Origin of the sequence: Hymenobacter coccineus (assembly GCF_001816125.1) — a bacterium.
GTDB classification, from domain to species: domain Bacteria; phylum Bacteroidota; class Bacteroidia; order Cytophagales; family Hymenobacteraceae; genus Hymenobacter; species Hymenobacter coccineus.
On record NZ_MDZA01000022.1, the window covers coordinates 1 to 13399 of the forward strand.

Here is a 13399-nt window from a genome sequence, read left to right on the forward strand (position 1 = left end):
CCGGCCGCCAAGGCCCCCAGCGGCAAAACGCCCGTTCGACAGTACTGCGACAGGGCTTTTAAATGGAAGCTTAAAATCGACTAAAAATTAGTCTTTCGGCTTCACTTTCATTTTGTTGCGCTTGCCTTTTACCTTAGCATCCTTGGGCACTACTACCGTGTTGGGGTCCGTCGTGGTCGACTCTACCGTGGTCGTCGTCGTGGCCGGCGCGGGGGTCATATCCGGAGCGGGCGTCATGGCCGGAGCAGCGGGCGTAGCGGGTGCGGTCGTTTGCTGGGTCGTGGTGGTCGTGGTCTGGGCGCTGGCCGAATAGCCACCGGCGACGCACAACAGGGCGAGGAGAATGAGTTGCTTTTTCAAGGGAATGAAGAATTTGGTGAACGAACCCGCGCCACTGAAACGCGGGGTTGAGATGCCTTTAACGGAATAGGTTAAAAAAGTATTGCCTTTATTCACTAATATTTCACAACTATTCACCTTTTTCCCTCCTTTTGGTCCTCAGAGGCACAATTATTGCAGCAAAATTTATTGCTCATAGCCACCTATTTTTGGGTTAAAGCCTCCGCTTTGAGCACTTACCCGCTGACAAACTCCGCCTAACTGGCCTTGCTTTAGGCAGCGAAAGGGTTTCTGTTTTGACTACGCCGGGGCCCTACTCGAACTGCAGCCGCTGGCTGAAGAAGGGCAGCAGCTTTTGGTAGAAGCGGCCGTCGCGGCCCATCACGTGGTTGCTGTGGTTGCCCGCGTAGGGCTCGGCCGAGTGCGGCACCCCGTAGGCCGCGAGCTGAGCGCTGAGCATGCGGCACGCCACCGGAATGTGCTGGAACTGGTCCTACTCACCCCAGTCGAAGGCCACGCCCCGGAGCTGGCGCAAACCGGCCAAGTGCTTCGGCACCAGTTCGTAGGGCGAGGCGGCGATCCACTGGGCCAGCACCACGTCGCGGTGGGCCAGGCTGTCGGCCCCGGCCGCCCACGGCAGCGCCGCCCCAAACGTGCCTCGGCCGGGCGTGGGCGAAAACGCGCGGGCCTGGCCCACAATATGGCCAGCCGCAGCGTACCGTTGCCGCCCATGGAGTGGCCGGCCAGGCCCCGGCTCGCGGGCCGGGCCAAGGTGCAGAAGTGCTGGTCCACAAAGGCCACCAGCTCGCGGGCCGTGAAGTCGGCCCAGGGCCCGTTGGTGGCCGAGTTGGCGTAGAAGCTGCCCTGAAACAAGGTTTGCTCGTTGGGCGCCACCACGATGAGCGGGCGAATTTGCCCGGCGGCAATGGCCTGGTCGAGCAGCGTGCCCAGGCCATCGGCGTGGAACAACAGGCTGTCGTTCTAGGCGAAGCCGTGCAAATAGTACAGTACCGGGTAGCGCCGCGCGGCGCGCTCGTCGTAGCCCGGCGGCAAGCACACGCTCATGCGGCGGAGCGGGTTTTCACCGCCGGGGTTGCCGCGCAGCAGCTTCGAGTCGAGGTACGTGACCACCCCCGACCCGCCGCCGGTGCCTACGCCCGGGCCCCTAAACTGCACCCCATCAGTAGTACCGCCAGCCAGCCACACCGGCCAAAGCGCTTAATACGCGTCAACACAGAATGCATTGTCAACACAGGTAGGGAACGGTCGCCGAAACACATTGGCATGGAGCAACGGGGTAGCTGGGCAGCATTGTGGCCGCTACAAAACTATTAAAGGCAGCTTTGGTCCACCACGAACGTCATCGTGGATCGGGGCAAGCTGGTGGTAAGCGCTGAGGGCCAGCACACCCAGCGGCGAGTATGGATAGGCCAGGATTTCCGCATGACAGCGACTGCAAAAACTACATGCTAAACAAGACACAAACAGCAGAACCCATAATGGCTTTCCCGGCGGGCGCGAGTTTTAAGGAGCAAGTGAAATCCATTTGTATGCAGTTTAGCGTACTTAAAATATATCCTTGATATTTTGAAAACAATTTATAAGCAGTACAGTTATAAGTTATAAAGTCTATTATATAAACAATTAAAGTATTGGCTCAATTATTTTGGTTACATATAAAAGCCGTATTATTATTACTCGACTATTCTAGCTGACTATTTATTATATAGCTACAACTTAGCGCATTTTCGGAATTAATAGCTGTAGTAGGCGGGGCTTACCCTTGCCCGGACGTTCGCGCCCGTTCCCCGGTTGCAGGCCACGACTGGCGGGGCAGGCTCCGCTCCCTACAGCATTCGAACGGTGCAACCCCGAAACCGCGCTACTCTTACCGCTATTTATAAAGTAGGCTTAGCTTACTCCACACACCTCTTTTTCCTCCTATTACAGGCCCCTTTATTTCTGCAATGAGACAACTAGTAGCTAATAGCATAATTTTTATTATAATAGTTTGCACATTTTCTTGCAGCAGCTATCGCAAAGTCCCATACTTTCAAAATATCGACCGAACCACTACTACTTCCGAAGCAATTGATAACCAATCATCTGTGCTCATTCAGAGCGGTGATATTCTGGGAATCAATGTCAGCAGCTTAAACCCAGAGGCTTCCGCTGTTTTTAATTATAACCTCAGCCGCGTCAACGGCAATAACTACGACAACTCACCGGGCAATCCAGTGTACGGATATCTTGTTGACCAGCAAGGCACTATTCAGCTGCCGCTGGTGGGGGCAATGACAGTAGCCGGGTTGGAGCCCGCTCAAATTCGCACCCGGCTTCGCCAGCAACTGCTGGCTTATTTAAGGGAACCGGTCGTTAATATTCGGCTACTGAATTTTCGAATATCGGTGCTGGGCGACGTGGCGAAGCCTGACGTGTACGTGGTAAATAATGAGCGCATCACCCTGTTGCAGGCGCTCAGCCTGGCCGGCGACCTCACCATCACGGCCCAACGCACGAACGTGCTCCTGATTCGGGAGCAGAATGGGCAGCGGCAGTACATTTCTATCGACTTGACTTCGAAGGTATTGTTTACGTCGCCCTACTATTATTTGAAGAACAACGACGTGCTGTACGTGCAGCCCGATAAAGCGAAATATGCGCCGGTAGACCGGGGCTACCGCAACTTATCGCTAGTGCTCTCGGCGCTATCCATTATTGCCATCGTTTTTGCCACCGTCTACCGGTAAGTCACTATGGAAATTTCTACTGGTCGGCTCTCTACTTTTTACACGCCTACTGCCCCGCCCCCGCTCAACGTGCGCGGAATACTAGCGCGCTACCGGCACCACTGGCCTTGGTTTGTGGTGGGCGTAGCACTGGCGCTGCTGGCGGCCTACGCCTACAACCAACTGGCGCAACCCACCTACGAGGTGCAAGCCAGCATACTGGTGGAAGAGGGCAATAAGCAGCCCGGCGAAAGGTCAGCGCTTCAAGAGCTTGACTTTGCGAATGGCAACAACGTGCTGGAAAGTGAGATGGAAATTCTGCGTTCGCGGCGGCTGATGCAGCAGGTGGTGCAAACCCTCGGTCTGAGCACGGTGTACCAGCGGCCGGGCCGTTTCAGCGCCCAAGATTTGTACGGGAAAAGCCCCGTGCAGCTCACCTTTCTGCACACCCTGCGCGGGCAGCACGTGCTGAATATAGTGCTACAGGACACGGCATCGTTTGCGGTGCGGGCGGCCGACGGCACCCTGACCCGGCACGCCTTTGGCCGACCCATTTCGGATAGCTTAGGTACCTGGCAGCTCAATGCCACCGCTAGTCTGCGAGGCTTCGAGGGAGGGGAAGTGCGCATCCGCACCAGCAGCCCCGAGGCAGTGGTGCAGGCCTACCAGAAACTGCTGGACATAGAGCTGATAAACAAGGTGGCGCCCGCCATTCGCTTGCAAATCAAAGACCAGGTGCCCCAGCGCGGCATCGATGTGCTAAACCAACTGATAGCAGCCTACAACAATGCGTCGGCAACGGAAAAAAACAAGCTTACGGCCAATGCATTGCAGTTTATCGACTCGCGGTTGGGGTCGCTGCGCGGCGAGTTGAACCAAGCCGAATCGGCCGTGACGGGCTACCGCAGCCAGCAGGGCTTAGCGGATGTGGCCTCGCAGTCGCAAATAGTGCTGGAAAACACACAGGCCAACGACACCCGCCTGAATACGGCCCAGGTGCAGCTGGCAGTGGTCGAAAGCATCGAGCGCTACCTGCGCAACCCGCAGCCCGCAGCTACCGTGCCCACCACCCTAGGTATCACCGATGAAGCGCTAAACAACTTGGTCGGGCGGCTGACCAGCTTGCAGTTGCAACGCGAAACACTCCTCACCACCACCCCGGCCGGCAACCCGCTGTTCAAGCCGCTGGACTCAGAGATACAGACCACGCAACTCGCCATTCGCACCAGCGTGCAGAACATCAAGGCGTCGCTATTGACGACCATCCGCGAGCTGCGGTCTTTCAACTCGGGCTTCAAGTCTTCCATCAAAAGCATGCCCGGCCAGGAGCAGCAGCTCGTCAACCGCAAGCGGCAGCTTACCATCAAGGAAAACCTCTACAACTACCTGCTGCAAAAACGCGAGGAGGCCGCCCTGAGTTACGCCGCTACCCTCACCAATTCCCGCACCATCGACAGTGCCTACGTGCTGCCTTCGCGGTTGGCTAGCCGCTGGCTCAGCTACCTAGTGGCGCTGGTATTGGGCCTGGTAGTGCCCGCGGGCTTGCTGCAAGCGCAGGCGGGCCTGAGTACCAGGCTGACAACCCGCGCCGAAATTGAGGCGGCTACCCGCGTGCCCGTCTTGGCCGAGTTAGCCCTCGACGAGCGCGACCAAGTTGGCCTAGGCGCGCTCCAAGCGCCCTCCGTGCTAGCCGAGCAGCTGCGCGGCCTGCGCACACGTTTAATGCTCGCGCCGCCCTCAGGGCCAGCGGCGAGCCAGGTGGTGCTGGTCACGTCCAGCGTCAGCGGCGAGGGCAAGAGCTTTTTGAGCGCGCACCTGGCGGCTTCATTTGCCCAGGCAGGCCACGCCACCGTGCTGGTCGATTTGGACCTGCGCCGCCCCAAGCTTTCGCACCGCCTGGGCTTGTCCGGCAGCCATTTGGGGGCCAGCGACTTTCTGGCTGGGCAAGCTGACTGGCCCGCCACCGTGCAGCCCACGGCTATTTCACCCAACCTCAGCTTTATCGGGAGTGGCACCCAGCTCGCCACCCCTGACCTGCTGGAGGGCCCCCAGCTTGCCAAGCTGCTGGCGGAGCTGCGCGGCGCGTACCGCCACATTGTGCTCGACAGCCCCCCCTTGCACCTGGTGGCCGACGCGCTGCTGCTAGCGCAGGCCAGCGACTGCACGCTGTACGTGGTGCGGCAGGGCGTGACGAACCAGGAAGAGTTGGGCTTCATTGAAGAGCTGCGCCAACAGGAGCAGCTGCCAAAGCTGCGGCTCATTTTCAATGGCATTGACAGCCAGAAGTTTGGCTACGGGTATCAGTACGATAATCAGTACTTACGCCCGGCCTAGCCCCAGGCACTGAGCAACATTCCTAAGTAAGGAAGCGCTATGAATCAGAAAGTACTCATCTTTTTTGTATTAGTATCTTTTTATATAGGAAGGTATGTGTTTCTGCGTGCCCGGCGCCAGCGCACCCGCCACCTGCTGTTGAGCTTTGTGCTCACTACTATTCCCTTTCAGATTGCTATTCCGCTGCTGACGCCGACCTACCAGACCATTGCGGGGACGTTCACGGCCAAACTTTTTTTTACCATCCCGCTGCTGGCGAGCCTCCTCATGCTGGCCCGTGAGCAGAATACCCGGATTTTTTACCTAGCTCGGGAGGAGCGGTGGGTAACTGCCGTGCTGCTGCTGCTGCTGGTGTCGTTTTGCAACCCCAATAACTACGCCCTGTGGGCTACCGGGGCGTTTGCCTGGCTCTTTATTACGTGCGTAGTCTTTGCCCGGCTGGTAGCCGCCAACCTCAACCCCACCGAGATTCTGGCGGGCTTTTACGAAAGCTTTGTGGTACTGTGCGGCTTACAAGCCATCCTAGCCGTGTGCTTTCCCTTGCTCGGCCTCACGAGCGTGACGACCTTGTTTCAGGTGGGGGGCGCCGAGTGGTCAACCCGCAACGGCTCACGGCCCGGCGCGGTGGGCGTGTTTGTGCATCCCGGCAACCTGGCGCTTTTCACCATGATGGCTTCCGGGTTTTTTCTGGCTTGCTACCTCACCGGGCAGCACCGCAAGCTGAGCCTAGGGCTGCTGCTGCTCAATGCGATGACCATTGTGCTGACGTATTCCCGCACGTCTTACCTCACGGTGGTGCTGGTGCTGGTCGCCATCTACTATATCTACCACAACGCCCACAAGCCGCTCCTGTCGCTAAAAACCCTGCTGCGGGTAGTGCTGCCCACTACGCTGGTGGTAGGCTGGCTGGTATTTCTGTCGCCGCTCAGCAGCAATTTCCTCGCCAGCGATGCGCAGGAGATGTTTCAGGCCCGCCTCGACCATTGGCTTATCGGCCTGAGCATCTTTCAGCGCGCCCCGCTGCTAGGCGTCGGCCTCAACACCCACCTCGAATACGTGGCACACGATGCGGCCCTGAGCCGCCTCATCCACAACGACTTTCTGACCACCAATCCCATTCACGACATCCACATCGTGGTGCTGGCTGAGGCAGGCCTGGTGGGCGCCGGGCTGTGGCTGCTGTTCCTGGGCCATTCTATCTATCGGGCCAAGGCCAACGTGGCGGCCGGCAACAACGTCGTGTTTTCGCTAACCCACATTGGCGTGGTGCTCTGCTTCACGTTTTACGGCATCACCGATTGGTCGCCGCTGTCGCACTCCATATTTCCCCTTTTTCTGCTCCTAACCTTTTTCGCCTATAAGTACAGCCTAGCGCCCCAGGCGCTGGCGCGGCTAGCATCGGTAGGCCCGCCGGCACTGGTTACCGACTCACTGTCCACCTTGGCTACCAGCACGCTATGAAAGTACTCTACGTGTGCTCGGAATTTTATGCGGGGATGCTGCCCTTCGCCACGTCCATCGTGAATGCGATGCCCGCCGCCACTACCTACGGCGTGTTTGTGTGCACGCCGCAGTGCGACTACCGCCAGACCATTCAGCTGCCGCCGTCTCACTGCGTCTTTATAGATTTTCCGGCCAATAAACTGACCGGCTTGCTGGCCAAGCTCTACCCCGCTCAATTGCTGCGGGCCATTGAGCACACCTGCCGCACACAGGGCATCGACCTCATTCACCTCCTCACCGAGGATACCTCGCTGGCTTACTACCTAGGTCGGCTCGAAAAGCTGGCGCCGGTGCTCTACACCGTACACGACCTATTTCCCCACCCGGCGCAGCACCGCCACGCGTTGGCCTGGGCCATGCGGCATTTTCTAGTTAAGAAGCGCGTCGACTACTTACTGGCGCACGCTACCAATCTAATTACGTGCAGCAAAACGCAGTACGAATGGATGGTAAAGCATTTCCCCGAAAAACGGATTTTTTCCCACGCATTTCCTACTCTCGTTACTAATAGCATTACCGAAGGCACGGCGGTAGTACCGGAATTAGTAGATGTTCCAAATTACACGCTGTTTTTTGGGCGAATTGAGAAATACAAAGGGCTGGAGGTTTTATACGATGCCTACCTCAAGACTAATTCGCTTCAACAGCAACCGTTAGTAATCGCGGGCAGCGGACACATTTATTTTGACCGACAGCTTGAACAAGAGCAAAACATAATTTTCATTAACAGATACATTAACGATAATGAGATAAAACAGTTGTTTTCTAAAGCTCATTGCATTGTGTTTCCTTATACCTCTGCTACTCAATCTGGCGTGCTTTCGTTGGCATTTTACTTTCAGGTTCCCGCTGTCGTTTCAAATATTCCATTCTTGCAAGAATTAGTAGAGGAAGGCGTCACCGGATTCTTGTTTGATAGCACTGATAGTGACGCCTTAGGTCAAAAATTAGTGCATATTCAGACAGAAGATTTGAGTAAGGTTATGTCTAGGGGTTACGAAAACTACACTGAATTTTACGGTGTATCGGCACTGAAGAATCAGCTTCAGCAAGCATATGATATGCTCTCTTTTTCACCGATTCAGAAACAAGAGACGAAGCCAGCTTAGTGTTTTTGCTTCCGAAAGTTATTTCCTTCTATATGAAAGATAAAACGATACTCTCCATTATAACAAACCTCACAATCTATGGTGGTGCTGAAAAGGTTCTTGTAGACGTGCACAATGGATTAAAAGAAATCTTTCCTGCTAAAATCACCGGCTTTCAAAATTTTGCGGATTTACATCCCAAATTAGGAATAACCGCAAACGAGTACGTAAAATTTACCAATCCATTTTTATTAAGAAATAAGATAATTATAGTTCATGCTCGGAATATTATACCATTTATCGTTTTATTAAAAAGGTTTTTGTTTTTGAATACAACTGTAATTTATATTTCCCATAATGTGTATGATTCGCTTCGGTATTTTACTTTTTTCCCAAAAACAATAATATCCATATCTAATAAAGTAACTCAAAACATGATAAATTATTTTCGAATTGATAATAAAAATATAAAATTGATATATAATGGGCTAGAAGATACTAGTTGTTTACCTAGCAAGATAGTTCATCAATACACGCCTGCTAAAATCAGGATATTATATTCTGCCAGGGTAAATAAAGTCAAAAGGCAATTACATGTAGTGCGCGCTTTAGCAGGTGGCTTGCTACCACAAATAGAAATTCATTTTGCAGGAATTGGTGAGGAGCATGATGAGCTTGTTAGAGCTTGTGAAAAAAGTCAAAATTTCGTGGCTTTAGGTTTTGTTGAAGACATGAATAGCATCATTCCCAATTATGACTACCTAATGCTTTACTCAGCGCAAGAAGGCTTGCCTTTATCGCTTATTGAAGGCACGATGCACAGTAAACCCTTGCTGGTGAATGATGTGGGTGGCAACCTGGAAATAGGTATTCCTGGTTTTAATGGATTCGAACTTTCAGAGATTCCTGATACTCTTATCTCTCAACTCAATAATCTTGTTAACTTTTCTGAAGAACAATATCACTTATATGCTTGCAATAGTAGGCAGCATTATGAGGCAAGATTTACCAGAAGAAAAATGATTACGAAGTACGTTGACCTCATTCATAATTTAACCTAATCCCGCCCACATGAAAATCCTTGCCATTGCATCCGCCGGAGGACACTGGATAGAATTAATGAGAATAAGTCCAGCCTTCGAAAATCAAGAGATTGTTTACGTTTGTACCAGAGAATCTTTTCGAAAAACGGTTGCGGAGAATGAATTCTTTTGTATTCCCGATTCCAGCAGGTGGAATAAAGCTGATTTAATAAGAAGCTTCTTGATGATTTATAAGCTCGTAAGGCTAATAAAGCCGGCTATTATTATCAGTACGGGCGCAGCGCCTGGCCTAATGGCAATTTTTTCGGGTAGGCTATTAGGAATACCTACTGTCTGGCTAGACTCGATTGCCCAAACAGAAGAATTGTCCATGAGTGGAAGAATAGCCAGGGTGGTAGCTCATAAGATGTACACCCAATGGCCTGAACTAGCGTCTAAGAGAGTCACTTACGCCGGAAATATACTTTCATGATATTTATTACAGTAGGTACTCAAGCCCCGTTCGACAGGCTGTTGGAGACGATTGATAAAATAGCAGGTATATACCCTGCCAAGGAGTTTGTAGCTCAAACGCTTATGAGCGAATACAAGCCAATTAATCTGAAAACAGTGGACTTTTTAGAGCCTAAGGAATTCGATACCCTTTTTGATAGCGCGGAATTAATTGTCAGCCATGCAGGAATCGGTACTATTATTTCGGCTCTCGCAAAACATAAGCCGTTACTTATAATGCCTCGCAAAGCCGAGTTTGGGGAGCATAGAAATGATCATCAACTTATGACTGCCACCAGATTTCAAACATTGAAATACGTCCATGTGGCGCAGGACGAACAGGAGATGTCAGCTATGTTAAATAAAATTCTTGATACAGAGAGCGCTAAAGTTCTGCATAAGATGGGTCATTATGCCTCCGTAGAACTAATCAATTCTTTAAAGCAATTTATTGCAAATTTTGAAACGCCTAGAGTTAATCCGAATAAATAAGCGCTATATCATGCAATGATTAATACTTTATATACTTGCACTTATTAGCTTTCTAATACACATTTTTTTCTTATAAGTTATTGTTGTGAGATGAAAATAATTCCATCTAAAATTCTATCGTTATTTACTAATAATCTCTTCAAGAATAGTAGCTGGGGCATTGTTTCGCAGGGTTTTCAGACGCTCTTTACCAGCCTGTTCTTTGTCATTATTGCGCGGCAGTATTCCACGGTCACCTTCGCCAATTACATCGTCGCTTCTTCGGTGTATCAGCTGGTGGCAGCTTTCTCGGGCATGGGGCTGGGGCAGTGGTTTATCCGGGAGGTGGTGCAGGCCTCCGACCGCAGCGGCTTCATCAATCGCTTCCTGAAGATGCAGGTCTACTTCGGGGTTGCCTTTTACCTCGGCAATCTGCTGCTGGCTTACCTGTTTTACAGCGATGGCTTCGTGCGGCTGCTGATTATCGTGTTTGGGGTCAACATCATATTTGATAACATTATCAATGCCATCCGCAGCCTGAACGTAGCGGACTTCGAGCAGAAAAAAACCTTCCTTATTCTCACCCTGGAGGCTTTTTTGCGGCTTCTAGTGGCCTGCCTGTTGTTCGTGTACCCGCTCTCAGTGGTCACGTTTTCGGTCATTCTGATTGGGGTGCGCTTTATCACGCTCAACCTGTTTTTGCGGTATGGGTCGGCCAATCAGGTAAACCTGACCTCGCTTTGGCAAAGCCGCATCAACCGGCGCGATGTGAGCGCGCTACTGCTGGCCAACTGGCCGTTTATCATCATCGGCGGCGTCTCGATTATCAACTGGCGCATTGCGGCCATCATTATTGCTAAGGCGCTGACAGCGGCCGACGTTGCCACCTACGAAATATCGTTTAAGCTGTTCTCCATCGCACAGATTCTGCCAATCATTATCTCCACCACGGTTTTCCCGCTGCTGGTCAAGCTGCTGACAAATGAGGGGCCGGAGCAGTTCCGGGCTTTTTACCGGCAAGCGCACCTGTACTACTTGCTCTTTGGCCTGTTGGCCTACACCTTCGTGTACACCTTCGTAGATGGGCTGCTGCCGCTGGCCTTCGGGGCCAAGTACGCGCTGGCCGGCGGCTACACCAAGCAGATGTTTCTGACCATTCTGGTGTTTCCAACCGTGCTGCTGCAAGCCAACGTGTTGGTGGCGCTGAAGCTGGAGAAGCAGGATATGTGGCTCAACATCGGGGCCCTGCTCGTGAATGTACTCACCTGCCTGGTGGGCCTGTACTACGTGCAATCGCTGGCCATCGTCAACTACTCCATATTCGCGTCGTTTCTGGTGTTCCGGCTATTGCAGGATGTCCTGCTCGTGCGCCGAAAAATCACCTCCATTGGGCACGTGCTGGGCTTTTATGCTATCACCAGCCTGGCGGTAGGCGCCTTCATTGGCCTGAGCACTGTGGCGCCGGGCCCGTTGGTTTTTAGCGTGGGCTGGGGCGTGTGCCTGCTCTGGCTGCTAAAGTATCGCCGGCAGCTTGACCCCAAAGCAGAAGCCGCAGTGCAGCTAGTGCCGGTGGGTACTGGCGCCAGCCCCGCCATTGGCGAAACTCCCTAACTGGCGTGGTCTTAGAGGCATTTATGGGTTGCTGTCTGGTCCGCCGGCGCTAGCCGGCTGACCGGTTGACGCTGCTCAGCCCCCGTCGCTTCACGACAACCGGTCGGCCGGCTAGCGCCGGCGGACCGGAGACCACGGCCAAGCAATACACCAACCTGGAAACCGCTCTATGTCGAACTGCTTGCTTGCCCTTGCCCTGCTGGCCTGGCTGGGCTGCCCAAGGGTAGCCCCCGCCCAGCAGCCTGCGCCACCCCAAAAAGCGTCGGCGCCAGCCAGCCAGGCGCCGGCTGCTGCGCGGGTTGTCAATGTGCTGAAGTTTGGGGCGGTGGGCGATGGCCGACACGACAATAGCCCGGCTATTCAGCGGGCCATTGCCTATGCGCGGGCCCAGGGCCTCCACACCGTTTATTTTCCGAGTGGCCGCTACTTGGTGCAGGCTGTCCACGGCGGGCCGGGCACCATTAAGCTGGCCAATGGCGTGAGCCTGCGCGGCGCCGGCCGCACCAGCTGCGTGCTCAAGCTGGCGGCGGGGCCGCGCAACCCCGCGGCGCTTTTTTACCAGGATTGGCAGCACGAGCCCGAGGTCAGCAACGTGTGCATTGAGGGGCTGACCTTTGATGGGAGCCTGGGTCAGCAGCAGTTCGACGCGAGCTACGAGTTTTGCCACGCGCTGAGCATCAACAACGGGCATCACATCGAGGTGCGCAACTGCAAATTTATGAGCTTCCGGGGCGATGGCTTGCTATTTGGCGATACCGACGAGCTGACGCGGGACGCCCGCATTACGCGCCACGTGCGGGTGCACGACAACGAGTTTTACGACATCTACCGCGAGGGCTGCATGTTCTGCTGCACCGAAGATGCCGCCTTTTACCGCAACCGGGTGTCCGGGGCGGGCTACCTCGTGGGCGGCGTCGACATCGAACGCCACAGCGCCAATGAGACGGTACGCCGGGTGGCGGTGTACCAAAATGTGTTTGATTTCCGCCAGGGGCTCGGCCCCATTGAGCGGGGCCCCAGGCGGGTGCACTACCGCCGGGCCGTGACGATGGGTTACTTCTACGCTGGCTATCCGCAGGGCGTAGCCGACGGCCGCAGTAGCGGGCACGAGGTGCACGACAACACTATTTACCAGGGGCAGCTAGATTGCTACGGCCACACCGACGTGACCATCGCCCACAACACGTTCGCGAATGACTACGAAGACGTGGCTGGGGTAGCCTACCTCACTCCGCACGCCATCCTCGTAGCCGATGCCCGCGTTACCACCGGCTTGGCCAATGTGCGCGTCGAGGGCAATACCATCCGCTCGCAAATGCCTGGCAGCGGTATTGTCTTCAACAACTATACCCGTGCCACGGCGCTCCGCAATATTATTGTGGGGGGGCAACTGGCAGGTATTCAGCTAATTCATAGTTCTGCCACTGTATCGTACAACAGCCTTACTGGTATCGGCACCGCATTGGCACCAGCGGTCGGCATCCAGGTTAGTGGCGACTGCGATAGTGTGCTTATCGCACATAATACTGTGCGTGGCACCAAGCAGGGGCCCAGTAATCCGACAAGCTACGCCGTCGAACTTGTTGGCTATAACCATAGTGAACGTGCACCCACTATAGAGTACAACACAGCGGCGAACATGGCCCGCGGAATAGTTATGGAATGCCCCGTGCAGCCAGGCTACGCAACGTTACGGGATAACCGACAGGTGAAGCAATAAGAAGGCACATCTAAAACTTGGCCTTCACTTATATATCGGGTCACTTAGCAACGGAGGTCCAAACATTCC

Annotated in this window: 13 protein-coding genes and 1 pseudogene; 9 read left to right on the plus strand and 5 right to left on the minus strand. The window is 54.0% G+C overall.

Translation table 11 applies throughout. From position 1 onward, the window contains the following. Positions 1-87: 87 nt before the first annotated feature. The 5 genes and pseudogenes from BEN49_RS01765 to BEN49_RS01775 form a co-directional block, all read right to left on the minus strand. Positions 88-360, minus strand: coding sequence for a hypothetical protein (locus BEN49_RS01765; protein ID WP_125916411.1), 273 nt, complete (start codon positions 358-360; stop codon positions 88-90). Between the two features lie 292 nt (positions 361-652). Beyond that, positions 653-799, minus strand: coding sequence for a hypothetical protein (locus tag BEN49_RS29120; protein ID WP_239691771.1), 147 nt, complete (start codon positions 797-799; stop codon positions 653-655). 33 nt (positions 800-832) lie between these two features. Then, positions 833-1036, minus strand: a complete 204-nt coding sequence (locus BEN49_RS29125) for a hypothetical protein (protein ID WP_070739915.1) — start codon at positions 1034-1036, stop codon at positions 833-835. A 62-nt stretch (positions 1037-1098) separates the two neighbouring features. Further along, positions 1099-1236 (minus strand): annotated as a pseudogene (locus tag BEN49_RS30720) (esterase); the annotation flags it as partial. Between the two features lie 84 nt (positions 1237-1320). Then, positions 1321-1545, minus strand: a complete 225-nt coding sequence (locus BEN49_RS01775) for a hypothetical protein (protein WP_070739917.1) — start codon at positions 1543-1545, stop codon at positions 1321-1323. 902 nt (positions 1546-2447) lie between these two features. Here BEN49_RS01775 and BEN49_RS01780 point away from each other — a divergent pair. From BEN49_RS01780 to BEN49_RS01810, 9 genes are all read left to right on the plus strand, one after another. Continuing rightward, positions 2448-3089, plus strand: a complete 642-nt coding sequence (locus BEN49_RS01780; protein WP_204376029.1) for a polysaccharide biosynthesis/export family protein — start codon at positions 2448-2450, stop codon at positions 3087-3089. Positions 3090-3095: 6 nt separating this feature from the next. Further along, positions 3096-5402, plus strand: coding sequence for a polysaccharide biosynthesis tyrosine autokinase (locus tag BEN49_RS01785; protein ID WP_083325672.1), 2307 nt, complete (start codon positions 3096-3098; stop codon positions 5400-5402). A gap of 96 nt (positions 5403-5498) precedes the next feature. Then, positions 5499-6863, plus strand: coding sequence for an O-antigen ligase family protein (locus BEN49_RS01790; RefSeq protein WP_070739926.1), 1365 nt, complete (start codon positions 5499-5501; stop codon positions 6861-6863). Beyond that, the gene (locus tag BEN49_RS01795) at positions 6860-8014 is read left to right on the plus strand and encodes a glycosyltransferase family 4 protein (protein ID WP_070739928.1); all 1155 of its coding nucleotides are present in this window, start codon (positions 6860-6862) and stop codon (positions 8012-8014) included. Before BEN49_RS01790 ends, BEN49_RS01795 begins: the two co-directional genes overlap by 4 nt. Before the next feature lie 32 nt (positions 8015-8046). Beyond that, positions 8047-9054: a glycosyltransferase family 4 protein gene (locus BEN49_RS25200; protein WP_125916413.1), complete on the plus strand. Its 1008-nt coding sequence runs from the start codon at positions 8047-8049 to the stop codon at positions 9052-9054. Positions 9055-9064: 10 nt separating this feature from the next. After that, positions 9065-9508, plus strand: coding sequence for a glycosyltransferase family 28 protein (locus BEN49_RS25205; RefSeq protein WP_083325675.1), 444 nt, complete (start codon positions 9065-9067; stop codon positions 9506-9508). Further along, positions 9505-10020 (plus strand): glycosyltransferase, encoded by a 516-nt coding sequence (locus BEN49_RS01800; RefSeq protein WP_070739931.1) that lies wholly within the window; start codon positions 9505-9507, stop codon positions 10018-10020. Before BEN49_RS25205 ends, BEN49_RS01800 begins: the two co-directional genes overlap by 4 nt. 90 nt (positions 10021-10110) lie before the next feature. After that, the gene (locus tag BEN49_RS01805) at positions 10111-11610 is read left to right on the plus strand and encodes a lipopolysaccharide biosynthesis protein (RefSeq protein WP_070739933.1); all 1500 of its coding nucleotides are present in this window, start codon (positions 10111-10113) and stop codon (positions 11608-11610) included. Positions 11611-11791: 181 nt separating this feature from the next. Further along, positions 11792-13330 carry a right-handed parallel beta-helix repeat-containing protein gene (locus tag BEN49_RS01810; RefSeq protein WP_158022714.1) on the plus strand — a complete coding sequence of 513 codons (1539 nt, stop codon included), beginning with the start codon at positions 11792-11794 and terminating at the stop codon, positions 13328-13330. Positions 13331-13399: the final 69 nt, after the last annotated feature.